Below are 16,486 nucleotides of genomic sequence, written 5' to 3'. Positions count from 1 at the left end.
GACCATCGCAATCGCTGCCGCGCTGAGTCTATTCGTTGCGCTGATCGCAGGGTCCTCGTTGCGGCCCCGGTTTTCTCCGGCTACATTGCCCGAGCCGGCGTCGTGGACCCATAGCCAGGTGCAATTTCATCCCGCGGCGCGACCCATCAGCAATCGAGACCATGGCTTTCTCCAGAGCGCGACGCCGAGGATCAAGAAGCCCTTCCACAGCATGTGGATGACGCGCGATCGGCCGACCAGTTGGATCCCCTTATCGCCTCGATGCGACTGGTTGGCGTTGCCGTCATCGGCTGCTGAGTCAGAGCCTCGGCCGAGCATCGTCTACCGGACTGTGCCCACGGGTGCTCCGGTCAACCGAGATGTGTTGACCCAGCTCTGCGTCGTTCGCTGCTGATATGTCAATGGCGGCTTATCGCGCCGCCAGACTCGGCCATGTGAAGCCAACGTGCACAACAATTTACGTTAGTGCTGAGCTTTTCGACGCGCGAAGGCAACCACAGGGCCTCGCCTGATCATGCTGAATTGCCCGCAGAGGTAACGGGCTAAGCCGTTCGACCGGACGACACGACACTCGACGTCGGTCACTTCCCTACATCAATGCCTTGGAGAACCAGTCATGTTTGCCAGCGCGACTCATCCCGCCCGGCCCGCCGCACGCCAGGTGAGACGGCAATGAATTCCAAAGGGCGACCACCACAAATCAATTCCCGGTGGGTGGACTTGGGATGCAGTCTCTACGAAAGTCAGCCACTTACCTTCCACCTGCCCCGGTTGGAGCATTCCACGCTACCTCTGGCGGCCGACCGGGGTGTCGGATGGAAGACGTTGCGGGACGCCGGACCGGTGGTGTTCATGAACGGCGCCTATTACCTGACCCGCCGCGGGGACGTGCTGGCGGCGCTGTGCGAGCCAAATCTGTTCTCCGCACAATTGGCGCTCCAGCCCCCCGGCAGCCCGGTGCCGGTGCTGCCGTCAGCATTCGATCCTCCCGAGCACACCCGCTACCGCAAAATTCTGCAACCGTACTTCAGCCCGAACACCCTGCATAAAAGCCGGCCCATGATGGAGCGCCATGCTGCTGAAATGATTGCTGCACTTGCCCGCCGAAACTCGTGTGAGGTAATGACAGATTTTGCGCGCCTCTACCCGTATCAGGTATTCATGGATCTCTACGGGTTGCCGGTGGAGGACCGAGACAGCGTGATCGGTTGGAAGGACGCCTTCGTCGCCGGCACGTCCGACGGTAACGGGCTGTTGGCGTATTTCGCCGACGCCATCCGACAACGCCGGCAGAATCCGGGCCCGGACATGTTGTCGCAAGTGATGACCGGCCCGGGCGATCTCAGTGACCTCGAGCTGCTCGGCATGACTCAACTGCTGATTGTGTCCGGTCTGGACACGGTGGCCGCGGCGATCGGCTTCTCGCTGTTCGAATTGGCACGCAGACCGCAGCTGCGCAGAGAGCTCGCCGAAAAACCAGAGCAACTGAAGGTTTTCGTTGAAGAGATCGTCCGGCTTGAGCCGTCGGCGCCGTTGGCGGCCCGGGTTACCACTGACTTCGTCAATGTGGGTGGCATGACGCTTCCCCCAGGAACACCGGTGCGGTTGTGCACTGCCGCGATCAACCGCGATGGCAGCGACGTGATCTCCACTGACAACCTGGTCATGGACGGAAAGATGCACCGCCATTGGGGATTTGGAGGAGGACCGCACCGCTGCTTGGGTTCCCACCTGGCACGGATAGAACTGGCAATCGTTGTCGGCGAGTGGCTCAAGCAGATCCCCGATTTCGAACTGCCACAGGGCTACACCCCGTACATCAAATTCCCGTCCAAGTCGTTTGCGCTCAAGTCGCTACCCGTGAGCTGGGGCTGACGCGCGGCACCGGTCAGTGGCTCGCGGCGGTTGACACGGGCACGAGTACCGAGTGTCATGGGCCGTTATGACAGACACTTCTGCGATCGAAGTCAGGGATGTGGTGCTCGGGCTGTGGCGAGCCCTCGCGCAGCGTGATTGGGATGCCGTCAAGACTTTTCTCGCCGCGGACTGCCTCTACGTCGACATACCGGTGCCGGCGCTGGCCGCGCGTGGTCCCGACGACATCGTGACGCGACTGAAGCTCGGACTGGAGCCGCTCGCCGACTACCAAAACCACGACGGGCTGCTGCTGTCCAACGGATCCGACGTGATGTACGAGCATTCGGAGACCTGGACGTTCAGCACCGGCGAACGCGGCCTGCTCAGGTTCGTCAGCGTCCACAAGGTGGTCGACGGGAGGATCGCCGTGTGGAAGGACTATTGGGACTTCAACAGCCTGGTCAGTTTCGCGCCGCCGAACCACTTTGAGAACCTTGCAAATACGGACACCAGCTGGGTATTCGATGCCACGGCGTTAGTTTGACACGGCCCGCGCCACGGTTAGTGATGGTGATGGTGATGCACGCCGCTGCCGAGCGGCGTGCAAAATTGCCTGCATCCCGTGAGGAATGTCAGAGTCGCTGTCGGTCCGGTTTCCGTCAGGGTGGGTTTGCATTGCCAGTATGTTTCGATGGCGTTGTCGGGAGTTTGTGTGCGGTCGATGACGTCGCAGTGCAATGCCCGGCGCCACGGGTCGCAGGTCTCGGAAAACACTTTCGTCTCGGATAGTTTTGATGGGTTGCGGATTAGCCGCACGCCGAAGCGGTCGATTTTGCCGTGGTCATGCAGCCGTTGGGCCAGCCCGGCCAACACCTCGTCGTCGGAGTCGTTGATCGGCGCAGTGTCGCCGAAGTCGGCCGGTCCGGCGAACTCCATGCCAACAAGGCTCATTCCGCAGTCGTGCTCGCTGTCGAACCGCACTGCAGTAGCACGCAAACCCGCTGGGGAGAACGCATTTCGCTCAATCGGGGTGGTGTGGGTCTGCGGCGGCCAGTCGATGACACGTTCGACGAACACCTCGCCCGGTTCGGGATCGAAATGCTTGTGCAACAGCCACACACCAAACCGATGCCAGGCACCAGCCGCGACCAGATAGGCGCCGAGATCGCTCAGACAGGCCCGGTCATCTGCAGTCAAGACACCCACGTCGGTGCCGTCCATATCGGCTAATTCCGTGTAATCCTCGACTCGATGATCGCGCAACGAAAGCATCGCACTTCTCTCCTACCGCTCCTACGGATTGACGGCCCCGAAAAGGGTGCACGAACCAAACGGTAACAGTCGAGTCGCAGATATTTCACGGTACAGCGGCTGACGAATGCCGACACCGGCTTGATCTTCGGCCCCACCGACATCGCCCGGATTTCCCCGCTACGAATTCTGCTGCGTCACAACGTCACCCAAGACAGCGTCAGGTGTTTCAGACTCGGCTGGTTAAGGTCACCCGGCAAGCCTGACCGATGTCCAGGGTCCGCAGCACCCGCCCCATGCCCACCCACAGCGCGCAGGACAAGGCCAAGTCGGCGAGCAATTCGTCGGAGAAATGTTCGCCGCAGCGGCTCCAGAAATCCTCGTCGTCACGCAGCATGGTGTGCTCGGTGGCGAACCGGTACGCGAACTCGGCTGCCAGCCGCTCCTGTTCGCTGTAGCCCGGCCAGGTGCGCCATTCGGCCGCGTGCGCGTACAGGTCCTCGTCGACCCCGGCGGCGGGCCCGTCGGCATCGCGGGTGTTGGCGCAGACAATGCACTCGTTGTTGTCGGCAATCACCGCGCGGGCAAGCTCGCGGGTGCGCATCGGCAACCGGTTGCTGGTGTAGACCGCCCGGCTGAAGGCGGCCAGGGCGCCGCCGAGCTCAGGGGATTTCGCGATCCAGCCGGCCACGTCGTCGTCGGCGAAAGTTCCGATTCGGCTCATGGCGCGATGGTACGCCCGGGTGGCACGCCGTCGGTCAATGCGGGTGCGGTATTGCGCCGGTGGCAGTGGAGGCTACCGCGGGGGCAGCCGCAGCCGGTGCGTCGCCGGCCCAGCCATGGCCCCAATCACGCTGCGCCAGCACACGATACGCAATATGTCGGAGAGCCGTTTCGACTTCGCGGCGATCCGGCCGTCGTGCAAAGCCGGGTGATCTGGCCAGTTTGTCAGCGATCCAGTTCAACAGCAGCGAGTACACGTAGTCGACTTGGCGGACCCCCGCGGCGGTCAGCGACATGTGATCGTCGTCGTGCGCCACATCTCCGTTGGCAACCAGCGGCTGAAGGTGGGCTCCACGACCTCGAAGGGTGACCCCAGGTGGTTACCGATGGGGCCGCGCCGAAGTATTGCTGATAGCGGTTGATGCGCGGCAATGCCCATAGACCGGCGACGTCGAGCCGGCAATCGGGACGCATGGCGATGCTGCGCAGTCGCATACCGGGATCGCCGCGCAACATCCGGCCGATCGCGTTCTCCAACAGCGTCTCCGGCGTCTCGGTGGTCGGCATCCCGAATCCGTCGCCTAAATCAACCGCGCTGTTGTGGATGTCGCGCGGCGGGGCTTCGCGCAAAACAGCGCCAGGGCGAAAGCGACGGCGGCAACCGTTGCGGCCCAAGGAAAACCTCGCCCAGTGATTCGGCGTAGGCCTGCACGACAGGTGCCCCTCGGCGAGAGGCTGTCGGTGCAGGGCTTCCGGGGAGTTGACCGACTCGGCCGACGACCCGTTGCTTGCCAGCGCCGGGCCCAATCTGTCCGGCAGGAAGTTCACGAACAGCGAGCCCAAGACCGCCGCACCGAATGAGCCGCCGATGGTGCGGAAGAACGTCACACCCGACGTCGCCACACCCGGATCCTCGAAATCGGAGGTGCATTGCACCACGAAAACCGGGACCTGCATGGAAAATCCGATACCGGCGCCCAGCACCAGCAGATACGGCGACTGCACCACGGCCGGGGTTGTCGCATCCATGCGTGACATCAGCACGAACGCGACAGCCATCAGCGCCGTGCCGGTCACCGGGAATATTTTGTACCGGCCGGTCCGGCCGACCACGACACCGCTGCCGGTGGAGGTGACCAGCATCCCGACCACCATCGGCAGCGTGCGCAGACCCGAGGTGACCACGCACCGCGGAGCACCCGGCTGGGCAGCGGCGGGAGCGGCGCGGGTCGTCAAGTCTCGGGATGCCCAGGATAGCCACCGGTCAATCGAGGCAGAGGCCGAACTCCCGGCGCGGGTCCTACTTGGCGGCAGCGAGGGTGCCCGCCGGCGCGAGCGTGTCCAAGTCTTCGTACCAATCGCGCTGAACCAGCACACCGTCGGTGAGTCGTTGCAGAGCGGCTTCGAATTCCTGGTGGTCGGGCTGTTGCTCGACGCCGGGCGCTACGGCCAAGTGGTCGACAAGCCACTTCCGGAGCAAGTCGGAGAGGGCATCGATCTGGTCGAGCCCGGCGGCGGTCAGTGACAGGGCGTCGCCGTCGCGTGACACGTAGCCGGTCTGGACCAGCCGGTCGAAGACCGGTTCCAGCACCTGATGGGGCAGGTGCAGGTGTTTGGCGATGTCGGTGAGCCTCGCGGTCCCGAAAAACCGTTCGTATTGATAGATCCGCAGTACACCCCACAGCGCTGCGACGTCGAGCTCCGAATCCTGGTACGCCGCAGCAAGGTTCGGCAGTCGCACCTCGGGAGCTTCGTGCAGCAGATGGGTCACCGCGATTTCCAGCACGTCCTCCGGAGTTTTCGTTCTGGGCACGGCGAAGCCGTCTCCGAGGCAAGCCGGGCTGTCGTGGATATCGGCGAGCGGAATCTCCCGCAGGAACAGCGCGAGGATGAAGCCGGCCAGGGCGACCACGGCCGCGCACAGAAAAACCTGGTTGAGCGACTCGGCATAGGCTTGCACGATCGGTGAGGCAACGTAGTGCGGCAGGCGGTGTAGGACGGCTGGAGAGTGTGCGGCCTCGACGGGCGCGCCGCTGGCGACCAGCGCGGGACCTATCCGCCGGCCCAGGAAGGTTGCGAACAGCGCGCCGAATATCGCGGCACCAAACGAGGCGCCGACCACGCGGAAGAAGGTCACGCCCGAGGTGGCGACGCCGAGGTCCTCAAAGCGGGAGGTGTTCTGCACGATGAGAATGAGCACCTGCATCGACAAGCCGATCCCGGCACCCAGCAGCACCAGGTACAGCGACTGCACCGGCCACGGCGTGGACTCGTCCATCCGTGACAGCAGCAGGAAAGCGATGGACATCAGCGCCGTCCCCGCGACCGGGAAAATCTTGTACCGACCCGTCCGGCCGACCATGACGCCCGCCCCCACCGAGGTGGTCAGCAGGCCGACCACCATCGGCAAGGTGCGCAGCCCCGAGACGGTCGCCGAGGCGCCTTCGACGTAGCGCAGATACATCGGCACGAAGGTCAGCGCGCCCAGCATCGCAAACCCGACCATCAACGACAACACGGAGCACACGGCGAACACCTGGTTGCGAAACAGCCGCGGCGGCAGGATTCCCGCAGCGGCTCGGCTCTCGACCCAGACGAAGACACCCAGCGCCACCGTGGCGCCACCGAACAGCCCCATGATCGGCGCCGAGCCCCAGCCGTAGGTGCTGCCACCCAGGCTGGTGGCCATGATCAACGCCGTTGTGGCCAATGCAATGACCATGATCCCGAGGTAGTCGATAGCCGGTTTGGGGCGGCGGGGCAACGCCGGAATGGCCGTCGCGGCCACGGCGATGACCACGATGGAGATCGGCACGTTGATCCAAAATGCCCAACGCCAGTTCAGATAGTCGGTGCAAAAGCCGCCCAGCAGCGGGCCCGCGACCGTGGTCACCCCGAACACCGCACCCAACATGCCCTGGTAGCGGCCGCGGTCCCGCAGTGGGAAGGCCTCACCGACCAGCGCTGCCGCCGTCACCGAAATCGCACCGGCGCCCACGCCCTGAACAGCCCGCGAAATCGCCAGCATGGTCATCGTGTCCGCCACCCCGCACAGCACCGAGCCCAGCAGGAAGACCAGGACCGAGCCCTGCAGCACCCGCTTGCGACCGAGCAGGTCGCCCAGCTTGCCGGCCACCACGACAACGATGGTGCCGCCGAGCAGGTAGCTGGTAATGGCCCACGATTGATGAACAGAGGCCCCCAGCTCCTCAACGATCGTCGGCAACGCGGGCACCACAATGGTCTGGTCCATCGCCGCGACCAGCACCCCGAGCACCAGCGCCATGAAGATGACATTGCGTCGTGCTGGGCTGATCGAGATGCAGGGAGATCGACTATCCGCAGCAGCGGTCCGGGATGCCGTCGGGCTCGTCATATCTGCCTCCTGTCGGAGTTCGAGCCCGTGCGCGATACCCAGGAGTGCTGCCCGCGGAATCTCGATCGGATATCAGGTCGGCGGCCGGGAGACGCATTGCGCCGAGTACAGCGCCTCTCCGAGTTTCTCCATCAGTTCCAGCTGCGTCTGCAGGTAGTCGAGATGTAGCTCCTCATCGGCCACAATTTGTTCTAGCAGCTGCGCACTGGTGGTGTCCTGCTTTTCGCGGCACATGATGATTCCCGGCTTGAGCCGATTCAGCACTTCGATTTCGATGGCGATATCGCTTTCGAATTGTTCGCGCAGTGTCTGGCCCACCCGTAACGAGCCGATGCGCTGGTAGTTCGGCAACCCGTCGAGGAGGAGGATCCGATCGGTAATGGCCTCCGCATGCCGCATTTCGTCGAACGACTCGGCGCGGGTTTTGGCAGCCAGTTCGGTAAAGCCCCAGTTCTCCTGCATCTTGGAGTGCAGAAAGTATTGATTGATAGCGGTCAGCTCGCTGGTCAATTGTTCGTTGAGCAGACGCAAGACATCCGGATCACCTTGCATGATCACTCCTACGGTGTGAAGGCTGGCATCGTTTGCCGCAGCAGATGGGCTGGGCTGGAGCACCATCATGGCGGGTTCTAGCAGCACCTTCGGGTGCCGCGTTTCAATCTAGTGCAGCAACGGGGCTTGGGCGCAGTCATTGTTGCGACGTCGGCGCGTCATGCACAGCCCGGCCGAGATGGGCGAGATTGGGCTTAGGTTAGACTGCACTAACCTACTTAGGTTAGACTCTACTAATATGCGGACCGTTCGTTCGGTGGCTCCCCTGGCCACTCCGATTCCGGAGGATGTCATGAGCGAGCATCGGGTGGGAGTTTGCTGATGTACGTGTGTCTGTGTGTTGGAGCTACCAACCAGACCGTGTGTGAGGCCGTCGCCCGTGGTGCGGCGACTTCCAAGGAAGTCGCCGCGGTCTGCGGCGCGGGCAGCGATTGTGGCCGTTGCCGCCGCACGCTGCGCGCGATCATCGCGGCGGCCACCCAACCGGCCGCGGTCTGAGGTCGACGTCCGGTCGGCTACCTTGGCCGCTTGGTGAAGTCGGCCAACGCCGCGGCATTGGCCTGCGCGCCCATCAACTCGGCGAAATGGGCATTCTCCCGGGCACTCGCGGCAGCCATCTCGGGACGGATCGGTTCGACGATGGTGTGCTTGACCGCCATCAGGCTCGAAAGCGGCCGGGCCGCAAGGATTTCGGCATGCCGGCGAGCCTCGGGAAGCAACGCCTCCGGTTCGCAGACACGCCAGACCAGCCCCATCCGCAGGGCCTCGGCGGCGCCCACCCATTCCGAAGACATCAGCAGCCAGGCCGCGTTCTGCCGGCCCACCAGCTGCGGCAGCAGATATGAAGACGCCGCTTCAGGTGCCACCCCAAGGCTGGTGAACGGGCATTTTAGGCGCGCCGTCGAGGACATGAAGGCCAGGTCGGCGTAGCCGAGAATGGTGGTGCCGATCCCCACGCCGACGCCGTTGACCGCGCAGACCAGCGGTTTGGGGAAACTGCCGAGCGACTCGACCAGCCCTCGGAAGCCGTATCGCCCCTCTTCGAAGTCGGGGTCGGTGATGCGTGCCTGCATCTCGGCGAGATCGGTACCGGCGCTGAAGCCGCGACCCGAGCCGGTCAGCAACACCACGGAAACCTCTGGATCCAGGGCCGCGTCGAACAGGGCCTGCGCGGTGGCGTCGTAGAGGGCTTCGTTGAAGGCGTTGAGTGCCTCCGGCCGGTTCAGGGTGAGCGTGCGTACCCGGTTCTGGTCATCGATCAGCAGCGTCACGGCGGCAGCCTAACCGTTGCCGTACACGCGGGTCGGCTCGATCAACACCACGGCACGGCGCTCCGCGGCCATCACCCGGTCGTACTCGTCCCAGTCGTCGTGGGTTCCACCCGCCGCGATGAAGACGTCGCGAAGCAGCAGCCGCAGCTGTTCCTCGTCGCTCAGCCACGGCTGGGAGTCGTCGGGTCCGACGAGTTCGGCGCGGCCCTCGACGGTTGCCCACCGCCAGCCGTTGCGGAAGGTGACGGCCAGTTGGGGTCGGGTTCGCAGATTGGTGAGCTTGACCTTGCCGTAGGTGGTGAAGCCCAGGACGGTTTCGCCACCGGCCGGATGCGTCAACAGACCGACGTTGACCAGCGATGCCTGCACGGTGCCGGCTGCGCGAACGGTGGAGACCACCGCCAAGCCTTTGTCGGCGGCGGCCAGTGCCACGGCTTGTTGAGTGTCGTCATGAGCAGTCCTCACATTTCGAAAGGTGTAGTGAACATGTAGCGGCTGGTGGGCACCGTGTCGATATTCTGGTTGGCGCCGAAAGCGGTTGTGCTGGCCACCATTCGGCTGATCCGGTGCTGTAGGTCGGCGTCGTCGTCGGCCCCGAAGAACGCCTTGAGGTCGGTGATGGCTTCGGCCGGAAACAGCTCTTCGACGATGCCGGAGATTGCCGGCGCCCCGGGAATGAGCGTGCGCACCACCCAGTTCTGGGTGTAGCCGAAGGTGGCCTGCGTTTCGATGGCCACCGCCGTGTGGTCGCGCTGCCAGCGGGTCAGCCAGGTCGCCTCGTCCATCCCGGGAGGCCGTCGCAGCAGCGCGATATTTGCCAAACCCGGTGTGCGACAACCTGGTTCGGTGGTCAGCGCGGCCATCGGAACCGACTCGGTCACCAGGTATGCGCCGAGTTGCGCACATTCCCGTTGGAGCAGTTGCAGGGCCGCCGCCAGCTGGTCGCCATAGCACTGCTGGGTCCACATGCTCACCACCGCCGCCACCGGTGGCTGCAAAGTGGTCAGGGTCATCAGGGACTTACGCACCGCGCCGTCGCGGACATTGACCGAAAGTCCGGGAAGGCCCAGATCCACCAGCGCGTCGGCGACCGGCCCGCGTTGGCGAGCACACCAGTCGTCGTCCGGCTCGTCGCGCATCAGGATGGCGATGACCTTCTCCATAGCCCGAACCTACCTTCGCCACCACCGGCTCAGGGCCGACCGCCGGTGCTGTGCTTGACCAGGCGCACCGGTTGTTCCGCGGCGACCACTTCCCCGATGATCCGGGCAAGCAGTCGATACGACTCGTCGCGACCGCTCGACGAGCGGTATGCCAGGCCGATTCGTCGACCCGGGCGGGGCGCGTCAAAGTGCGCGAGCCCGACGCGGCTGCGTGCGGCCTCGACGGCCACCGCGCTCTGCGGTATCAGCGTGACCCCCAATCCGGCTGCCACGCATTGGGCGGCGGTGGCTAACGACGCCGCCCGCGTATCGGCGAGTTCGGCGCGGACCCCGGCGTTGTGGCAGAGGTCCAGGGCCTGATCGCGCAGGCAATGGCCCTCGTCCAGCAACAGCAGCGGCAACGTCGCCAACGCCGCGGCCGGTACCCGACGCTTGCCGGCAAGCGGGTGCCCAAGAGGTAGCGCCAATACGAAGTCCTCGTCATAAATGGGGATCTGCGTAACGCCGCCGGAATCGACGGGTACCGCGATCATGGCCGCATCCAGCGCGCCATCACGCAAAGCCGCCAGCAGGCGTGAGGTCTGATCTTCGATCACTTGCGCGGTCAGCGCCGGGAGTCGGCGGGTGAGCCCGGCCAGCACCGTCGGCAGCACGTAGGGCGCCACCGTGGGAATCATTCCCAACCGGATGCCGCCGTGCAGCGGATCGGACACTCCCCCGGCGGCGGCGCTGAAAGCCTCCGCCGCCTCGACCACAGCCTGCGCGAGCGGTAGCAGTTGCATGCCCTCGGCCGTCAAGAAGACCCGACGCGTCGAACGCTCGACGAGGTGGGTGTGTAGGCCGGCCTCCAGCGCGGCCAACGCCTGCGATAAAGTCGACTGACTAACGCCTAAAGTGGTTGCGGCACTGCTGAAATGCTGCTTCTGCGCGACGGCGACGAAAGCCCGCAGCCCGGCAAGGGTCGGCTGATAGCTCTTATCGGCCATGCCGATAAGTATAGTGTGATATATCACCTTTACTTCCGAGCCGGTTTCACGGCATCATTGGTGTGGAGACAGCTAAACTTGACTTAATCCAGATTAAGGAGTGGATATGTCCTTGCTCACGATCGGCGACCAGTTCCCCGCCTACCAGCTCACCGCGTTGATCGGCGGCGATCTGTCGAAGGTCGACGCCAAGCAGCCCGGCGACTACTTCACCACCATCACCAGCGAGGACCACCCCGGCAAGTGGCGCGTGGTGTTCTTCTGGCCCAAGGACTTCACCTTCGTGTGCCCGACCGAGATCGCGGCGTTTGGCAAGCTCAACGACGAGTTCGAGGACCGCGACACGCAGATCCTCGGCGTCTCCATCGACAGCGAGTTCGTCCACTTCCAGTGGCGCGCCCAGCACGAGGACCTGAAGAAGCTCCCCTTCCCGATGCTTTCCGACATCAAGCGCGAGCTTTGCCTGGCCACCGGCGTGCTCAACGAGGAGGGCGTCGCCGACCGGGTGACCTTCATCGTCGACCCGAACAACGAAATCCAATTCGTCTCGGCCACAGCCGGTTCCGTCGGGCGCAACGTCGACGAGGTGCTGCGGGTATTGGACGCTCTGCAATCCGACGAGCTGTGTGCCTGCAACTGGCGCAAGGGCGACCCGACGATCGACGCCGGCGAGCTGCTCAAAGCTTCGGCGTGACGGGCGCAGGAGAACAGATGAGCGTCGAGAATCTGAAGTCCGCGCTGCCCGAGTTCGCCAAGGACCTCAAGCTGAACCTGGGCTCGATTACCCGCAGTACCGAGCTGAACCAGGAGCAGTTGTGGGGCACCCTGCTGGCCAGCGCCGCGGCCACGCGAAACACCCAGGTGCTGGCCGGAATCGGGGCCGAAGCGGCAGATAACCTGTCCGAGCCGGCATACCAGGCGGCGCTGGCAGCGGCATCGGTCATGGCGATGAACAACGTGTTCTATCGTTGCCGCGGCTTTCTCAACGGGCAGTACGACGACCTGCGCCCCGGATTGCGGATGAATGTCATCGGCAATCCGGGCGTCGACAAGGCCAATTTCGAGCTGTGGTGCTTCGCGGTCTCGTCGATCAACGGCTGCTCGCATTGTGTGGTCGCCCACGAGCACACGTTGCGGGAAGCGGGTGTGGGCCGGGAGGCGATGCTGGCGGCCTTGAAGGCCGCGGCCATCGTTTCCGGTGTGGCACAAGCGGTTACCGTTGCCCAGACATTGGCTGCCGTTGGCTGATCGCCCGCTTTAGGAACCCTTCAGGCGCGCCAGTGTCGCCGGATCCTGCTGCCCGCCGTAATAGCGGGCAAGCAGCGTGACGAAATCCTCGTTGTCGGTGGTGGCGCGGGCGAACAGCGTCATCGACGAGCGCAGCTTGAGATCATCGGGCCAACCGAAGATCTCTTCGATGGAGCGGCCCGCCACCTGGTTGACCAGCTGAGTGCACTCATGCAGGCGCGGCCCGAGCAGGTCATGGTCCAGATACGCGCGTGCTTCCGCCATCGACGAGATACCGTAGCAATCCGCGATCGGGCTGTGGCCAAGTCCTCGCAATTGCGGGAAGACGAACCACATCCAGTGAGTTCGCTTGCGTCCCGACCGCAACTCCGCGACCACGCTGCGGTAGACCGGAGCCTGCGCGTCAACGAAACGCTTCAAGTCGAAGGGGTCGGATGGTCTTGTCATACGACCACGGTTGCACACTGGTGGGATGGCGCGCCTCAGCATCGGTTCCAGCGGGTAATGGCGGTCCGGCGACGGGTGCCCAAGGTCGGCGACCTGGCACCGCTGATTCAGCTCAGAAGGCCTCGATTCGGCCGCTCGAAGCGCCGCCTGGATGCCGCGCTGACCATCGAGGACCTGCGTCGGATCGCCAAGCGGCGGACCCCCAGGGCGGCATTCGACTACACCGATGGCGCCGCCGAAGACGAACTGTCAATCCGGCGAGCCCGACAGGCCTTCCGCGACATCGAGTTTCATCCCACCATCCTGCGTGACGTCACCACGGTGTGCCCGGGTTGGGACGTCCTCGGCCAGCCGGTGGCGTTACCGTTCGGGATCGCGCCGACCGGGTTCACCAGGTTGATGCAGACCGAAGGGGAGATTGCCGGCGCGCGCGCGGCGGCCGCGGCGGGGATTCCGTTCGCGATGTCCACCCTGGCCACCTGCGCGATCGAGGATTTGGTTGCCGAGGTTCCTCAGGGCCGCAAGTGGTTTCAGCTGTACATGTGGCGTGACCGGGATCGGTCGATGGCGTTGGTCAAGCGCGCGGCGGCCGCGGGCTTCGACACCATGCTGGTCACCGTCGACGTTCCGGTGGCCGGCGCCCGGCTGCGTGATGTCCGCAACGGCATGACGATCCCCCCGGCGCTCACGCCGCGCACCGTCCTCGACGCGCTGGGCCACCCGCGGTGGTGGTTCGACCTGCTGACCACCGAACCGTTGGCGTTCGCGTCGCTGGATCGCTGGTCGGGCACCGTCGGTGAGTACCTGAACACCATGTTCGATCCCAGCGTCACGTTCGAGGATCTGGCTTGGATCAAGGCCCAATGGCCGGGCAAGCTCGTCGTCAAGGGGATTCAGACGCTCGACGATGCGCGTGCCGTGGCGGAGTGCGGGGTCGACGGCATCGTCTTATCCAATCACGGTGGCCGGCAACTGGATCGGGCGCCTGTTCCATTTCACCTGCTGCCGACGGTGGCCCGCGAACTCGGCAAGCAGACCGAGATCCTGATGGATACCGGCATCATGTCGGGTGCCGATATCGTCGCGGCGATCGCGCTGGGAGCGCGGTGCACGTTGGTCGGGCGAGCCTATCTGTATGGGTTGATGGCCGGCGGCCAGGCCGGTGTCGCGCGCGCCATCGAGATCCTGGGAAGTGGTGTGATCCGAACCATGCGGCTGCTGGGTGTGACTTGCCTGGCGGAGCTGTCGCCCAAGCACGTGACGCAATTGCAGCGGCTGGGGCCCCGTCCCACCGCGTGACCCTACTGCGTCGCGCCGAGATTGCCGCTATGGCTGTGCCTGGGACCTCGAGCGCGACCATGACGGCAATCTCGTTACGGCACCGCCGGCGAGCTAGGTGCGGCGGCGCCTCGTGAGGTCGGGGTGGACCGGCCGGCTGTCTTCGCGGCCGGCGATCCTGCACAATCACACCCATGGCTCAATTGCGAGACGTCAAACGTCAGCTGGTCCATGGTTTTCAACGGCTGGTAGCCAACCCCCTGGGTCGGCAGTTGCCGCTGACCATGCTCGAAACCATCGGCCGCAAGACAGGACAACCACGCCGCACCGCCGTCGGCGGAAAGGTCATCGGCAACCAGTTCTGGATGGTGTCCGAACACGGCGAACATTCGGACTACGTCTACAACATCAAGGCCAACCCGGCCGTCCGGGTGCGCATCGGCGGCCAGTGGCGTACCGGGACCGCGCATCTGCTTCCGGAAGACGACCCGCGGCAGCGGCTGCGGGACCTGCCCCGGGTCAACAGCGCGGCCGTGCGCGCCATCGGTAGCGACCTGCTGACCATCCGGGTCGACCTGGACTGACCGCCGATGGCCTACGACCTCGACCTCGTGGAACGGATCCGCGAGTTGCTGGCGCCGCAGTCCGGCGTAGACGAGAAGCGGATGTTCGGCGGGCTTGCCTTCCTGATCGACGGGCACCTGGCCGTGGCGGTCAGCGGTCAGGGCGGACTTCTGGTCCGGGTGCCGCCGGCAGACACCGACAAACTACTCGGTGGCGCCCACGTCAGCCCCATGGTGATGGCCGGCCGGCAAACCCGCGGATGGTTGCGCGTCGCCGCCGAAGGGGTGAAAACCAAACGGCAGCTTCACAGTTGGGTCACGCGCAGCGTGACCTGGGTGCACAGCCTGCCGCCGAAATGACCACCCGGTTTGCGGCCGGCAAATGCGGGTACGCCGCCGGAATGGACAAGCCCGAGCAACAGGTGAAACGACTGCTCGAGGTCGCCGGTACCAGCTACGCTGCCGAGGCCGGCATTCGCATCGACGACAAGCCGATGCCGCTGTTTCAACTGCTGGTGCTGTGCATGCTGGCCAGCAAGCCGATCGACGCCACTATCGCCATGCGCGCCGCGAGGGAACTGTTCAAGGCGGGCCTGCGCACCCCCAAAGCGGTGCTGGAATCCCGGCGACAGACCACGATCGATGCGTTCGGCCGCGCCCACTATGTGCGCTATGACGAAAGTTCGGCCACCCGGCTTACCGAAATGGCCGAGCGGGTCCGCGACGAATTCCGCGGCGACCTGCGCGAAATCGCGCGTCGCAGCGACCACGACCCGCCGAAGGTCAAACGAATCCTCAAGCAGTTCAAAGGGATTGGCGATACGGGTGCGGACATCTTCCTGCGCGAGGTACAGGATGTGTGGACCTGGGCACGGCCGTATTTCGACGACCGTGCCACCGCCGCGGCCAAGGAGCTGGGCCTGCCCACCGATCCGGCAAAACTGTCGGCGCTGGCCGCCGGCGCCAACGCCCGGCTGGCGGCGGCACTGGTCCGCGCGTCCCTGGACGACGACGTGCGCCGCCAGGTGACCGATTGAGCACCACATGACCGTCCGGATCGGTACCTCGGGCTGGTCGTATGACCACTGGTCCGACGTGCTGTATCCGCCCGGGCTGGCGTCTGCCCGGCGATTGTCCTACTACGTGCAGACGTTCGACACCGTCGAGCTGAACGCCAGCTTCTACCGGTGGCCCAGAGATTCGACGTTCGCGCGCTGGCGAGCCCAGTTGCCCGACGGGTTCACCATGTCGGTCAAGGCGCACCGCGGTCTGACCCACTACCGCCGGCTGGTGTCGCCCGAACCCTGGATTGAGCGGTTCGAACACTGCTGGCGGCTGCTGGGTGATCGTCACGGCGTGTTGCTGGTGCAGCTGCATCCCGAGCAGCGACGCGACGACGCGCGGCTGGATTCGTTCCTGCGCTGCGTTCCGGCGTCGATCCGGGTGGCCGTCGAGCTGCGCCACCCGTCCTGGAACGACCCGGCGGTATATGCGGTGCTGGAAACCCATCGAGCCGCCTACGTGGTGATGAGCGGCGGAGGTCTCGCGTGTATCCCACGGGCCACCACCGACCTGGTGTACGTCCGGATGCACGGTCCCGATCGGGACGCGATGTACGCGGGTTCGTACTCGCCCGACGACCTGCGACGCTGGGCCGACCGCATCACCGACTGGGATGTCGAGGGCCGTGACGTGTGGATGTACTTCAACAACGACTTGGGCGGCCACGCGGTCCGCAACGCGCTGTCATTGCGGGAGCTGATGAGCTAAG

Annotated in this window: 18 protein-coding genes and 2 pseudogenes; 10 read left to right on the top strand and 10 right to left on the bottom strand. The window is 64.8% G+C overall.

Going from position 1 to position 16,486, the window contains the following annotated elements:
* The first annotated feature begins 672 nt into the window (after positions 1-672).
* Complete coding sequence (locus tag B4U45_RS00825) at positions 673-1,875, top strand: cytochrome P450 (protein WP_075548497.1); 1,203 nt, start codon at positions 673-675, stop codon at positions 1,873-1,875.
* A gap of 67 nt (positions 1,876-1,942) precedes the next feature.
* A complete protein-coding gene (locus B4U45_RS00820; protein ID WP_075548498.1) occupies positions 1,943-2,401 on the top strand; it encodes a nuclear transport factor 2 family protein in 459 nt (152 codons plus the stop codon).
* A gap of 17 nt (positions 2,402-2,418) precedes the next feature.
* On the opposite strand, the gene B4U45_RS00815 is transcribed toward B4U45_RS00820, so the two are convergent.
* From B4U45_RS00815 to bfr, 5 genes and pseudogenes are all read right to left on the bottom strand, one after another.
* Positions 2,419-3,129 carry a hypothetical protein gene (locus B4U45_RS00815; protein WP_075548499.1) on the bottom strand — a complete coding sequence of 237 codons (711 nt, stop codon included), beginning with the start codon at positions 3,127-3,129 and terminating at the stop codon, positions 2,419-2,421.
* A gap of 208 nt (positions 3,130-3,337) precedes the next feature.
* Entirely contained in the window at positions 3,338-3,832 is a 495-nt protein-coding gene (locus B4U45_RS00810; RefSeq protein ID WP_075548500.1) for a carboxymuconolactone decarboxylase family protein, read from the bottom strand.
* 34 nt (positions 3,833-3,866) lie between these two features.
* Positions 3,867-5,010: pseudogene (locus B4U45_RS00805) on the bottom strand (MFS transporter); the annotation flags it as partial.
* A gap of 121 nt (positions 5,011-5,131) precedes the next feature.
* Positions 5,132-7,207, bottom strand: a complete 2,076-nt coding sequence (locus tag B4U45_RS00800) for an MDR family MFS transporter (protein WP_075548501.1) — start codon at positions 7,205-7,207, stop codon at positions 5,132-5,134.
* Between the two features lie 72 nt (positions 7,208-7,279).
* Positions 7,280-7,759 carry a bacterioferritin gene (gene bfr / locus B4U45_RS00795; RefSeq protein WP_036403411.1) on the bottom strand — a complete coding sequence of 160 codons (480 nt, stop codon included), beginning with the start codon at positions 7,757-7,759 and terminating at the stop codon, positions 7,280-7,282.
* Between the two features lie 321 nt (positions 7,760-8,080).
* Here bfr and B4U45_RS00790 point away from each other — a divergent pair, with 321 nt between their 5' ends.
* The gene (locus tag B4U45_RS00790) at positions 8,081-8,257 is read left to right on the top strand and encodes a (2Fe-2S)-binding protein (protein ID WP_075548502.1); all 177 of its coding nucleotides are present in this window, start codon (positions 8,081-8,083) and stop codon (positions 8,255-8,257) included.
* 17 nt (positions 8,258-8,274) lie between these two features.
* Here the strand turns inward: B4U45_RS00790 and B4U45_RS00785 are convergent, their stop codons facing one another.
* The 4 genes and pseudogenes from B4U45_RS00785 to B4U45_RS00770 all read right to left on the bottom strand — a co-directional run bounded on the left by B4U45_RS00785 (position 8,275) and on the right by B4U45_RS00770 (position 11,179).
* Positions 8,275-9,030, bottom strand: coding sequence for an enoyl-CoA hydratase/isomerase family protein (locus B4U45_RS00785; protein WP_075548503.1), 756 nt, complete (start codon positions 9,028-9,030; stop codon positions 8,275-8,277).
* Positions 9,031-9,039: 9 nt separating this feature from the next.
* A pseudogene (locus tag B4U45_RS00780) lies at positions 9,040-9,482 on the bottom strand (TIGR03618 family F420-dependent PPOX class oxidoreductase).
* Between the two features lie 9 nt (positions 9,483-9,491).
* Positions 9,492-10,193, bottom strand: a complete 702-nt coding sequence (locus B4U45_RS00775) for an EthD domain-containing protein (protein WP_075548505.1) — start codon at positions 10,191-10,193, stop codon at positions 9,492-9,494.
* A 29-nt stretch (positions 10,194-10,222) separates the two neighbouring features.
* Entirely contained in the window at positions 10,223-11,179 is a 957-nt protein-coding gene (locus B4U45_RS00770; RefSeq protein ID WP_075548506.1) for a hydrogen peroxide-inducible genes activator, read from the bottom strand.
* A gap of 106 nt (positions 11,180-11,285) precedes the next feature.
* Between B4U45_RS00770 and B4U45_RS00765 the strand changes: the two genes are divergently transcribed.
* Together B4U45_RS00765 and ahpD are read left to right on the top strand one after the other, a co-directional pair.
* A complete protein-coding gene (locus B4U45_RS00765; RefSeq protein WP_075548507.1) occupies positions 11,286-11,873 on the top strand; it encodes a peroxiredoxin in 588 nt (195 codons plus the stop codon).
* Between the two features lie 17 nt (positions 11,874-11,890).
* Positions 11,891-12,427, top strand: coding sequence for an alkylhydroperoxidase, AhpD family (gene ahpD / locus B4U45_RS00760; protein WP_075548508.1), 537 nt, complete (start codon positions 11,891-11,893; stop codon positions 12,425-12,427).
* 9 nt (positions 12,428-12,436) lie between these two features.
* Here ahpD and B4U45_RS00755 read toward each other — a convergent pair whose 3' ends face one another.
* The gene (locus B4U45_RS00755) at positions 12,437-12,874 is read right to left on the bottom strand and encodes a DUF1810 domain-containing protein (RefSeq protein WP_075548509.1); all 438 of its coding nucleotides are present in this window, start codon (positions 12,872-12,874) and stop codon (positions 12,437-12,439) included.
* A gap of 57 nt (positions 12,875-12,931) precedes the next feature.
* Between B4U45_RS00755 and B4U45_RS00750 the strand changes: the two genes are divergently transcribed.
* The 5 genes from B4U45_RS00750 to B4U45_RS00730 all read left to right on the top strand — a co-directional run bounded on the left by B4U45_RS00750 (position 12,932) and on the right by B4U45_RS00730 (position 16,485).
* Positions 12,932-14,173 carry an alpha-hydroxy acid oxidase gene (locus B4U45_RS00750; RefSeq protein ID WP_075548510.1) on the top strand — a complete coding sequence of 414 codons (1,242 nt, stop codon included), beginning with the start codon at positions 12,932-12,934 and terminating at the stop codon, positions 14,171-14,173.
* Positions 14,174-14,346: 173 nt separating this feature from the next.
* Positions 14,347-14,736 (top strand): nitroreductase family deazaflavin-dependent oxidoreductase, encoded by a 390-nt coding sequence (locus B4U45_RS00745; RefSeq protein ID WP_075548511.1) that lies wholly within the window; start codon positions 14,347-14,349, stop codon positions 14,734-14,736.
* Positions 14,737-14,742: 6 nt separating this feature from the next.
* Positions 14,743-15,075, top strand: a complete 333-nt coding sequence (locus tag B4U45_RS00740; RefSeq protein WP_075548512.1) for a TfoX/Sxy family protein — start codon at positions 14,743-14,745, stop codon at positions 15,073-15,075.
* A gap of 41 nt (positions 15,076-15,116) precedes the next feature.
* Complete coding sequence (locus B4U45_RS00735) at positions 15,117-15,752, top strand: HhH-GDP family DNA glycosylase (protein ID WP_075548524.1); 636 nt, start codon at positions 15,117-15,119, stop codon at positions 15,750-15,752.
* Between the two features lie 7 nt (positions 15,753-15,759).
* Positions 15,760-16,485, top strand: coding sequence for a DUF72 domain-containing protein (locus tag B4U45_RS00730; RefSeq protein ID WP_075548513.1), 726 nt, complete (start codon positions 15,760-15,762; stop codon positions 16,483-16,485).
* The last annotated feature ends 1 nt before the right edge of the window (position 16,486 follow it).

The sequence above is a fragment of the Mycobacterium persicum genome, from assembly GCF_002086915.1.
Classification (GTDB): Bacteria; Actinomycetota; Actinomycetes; order Mycobacteriales; family Mycobacteriaceae; genus Mycobacterium; species Mycobacterium persicum.
This window is presented reverse-complemented; position numbering and strand designations above follow the sequence as displayed.